Source organism: Nocardia sp. NPDC058497 (genome assembly GCF_042720195.1).
GTDB lineage: Bacteria > Actinomycetota > Actinomycetes > Mycobacteriales > Mycobacteriaceae > Nocardia.
Map to the genome: position 1 here is coordinate 1 of NZ_JBHXMY010001073.1, position 1,008 is coordinate 1,008.

The 1,008-nt window shown below is 59.9% G+C and carries 2 protein-coding genes; both read left to right on the forward strand.

Annotated elements, in window-relative coordinates:
* Positions 1–402: restriction endonuclease subunit S (locus tag ACFWPJ_RS33795; protein ID WP_378857712.1), on the forward strand; the 402-nt coding region annotated here is incomplete at its 5' end.
* A 27-nt stretch (positions 403–429) separates the two neighbouring features.
* On the forward strand, positions 430–1,008 hold a 579-nt coding region (locus ACFWPJ_RS33800; protein WP_378857714.1), incomplete at its 3' end, for a type I restriction endonuclease.

Sequence of the window (1,008 nt, forward strand, 5' to 3'; positions counted from 1 at the left end):
GCGTCGGCGGGGTACTCGGCGGTGATGGCCTCGGACATGGCAACCAGTCAGGATTTTGTTACGTGGACGTGTGGCCCGAGGCTGGATCCTTACTACCTTCTTTGGTGCCTCCGGGCGATGCGTTCGGATCTGCTCGGCCGCCTTGCGATGGGATCCACTCACAAAACAATCTACGTCCCAGATCTGCAGATGTTGAGAATCCCGCTGCCGCCGATTGACATGCAGATTAAGATTGTCGAACTGATTCGTCAGCGGAATAGTAGGATTGACGGTCTGGTCGACGCTGTCGACAGGAGGATTTCGCTGCTCGGCGAGCGGCGCGCATCTCTCACCGCTGCCGCGGTGACTGGTCAACTCGATGTCACCACCGCCTCCGGGCGGAATCTCACCCAGGGGGTATAGCGAACAATGTCTGTCCACAGTGAGCAGGTGTTCGGGGAGGCCATCGTGCAGGCGATGGTGGGGAACGGCTGGGAGGAGGGGAATCCGCACGAGTACAACGCGGAACTTGGGCTGGATGTTGGGGAGTTGCTGACCTTCATTTCGCAGACGCAGCAGGCGGAGTGGGATGACCTGGTCGCCACCTATGGCGAGGATCAGGACGAGGCGCAGCGGGGGTTTGCTAAGCGGCTGGGGCAGGAGTTGGCTGGCAAGGGGCTGATGAAGGTTCTTCGGGAGGGAGTGAAGGACCGGGGGGTGTTGATTCGGGTTGCTTACTTCAAGCCGAATCTGGTCGGGTCTGATGACGTGCTGAATGCCTATAAAGCCAACCGGCTCACGGTGGTTCGGGAACTGCCGTATGCGACGAAGCCGGGTGCGTCGCGACCGCGGCTGGATTTGGCTTTGATGCTCAACGGTATTCCGGTGGCGACGGCCGAGTTGAAGAATCCGTTGACGGGGCAGGGGGTTGAGGAAGCGAAGAAGCAGTATCGGGAGGATCGGGATCCTACCGAGCTGATCTTCAAGCATCGGGTGATCGCGAACTTCGCTGTTGACCCGGATCTGGTG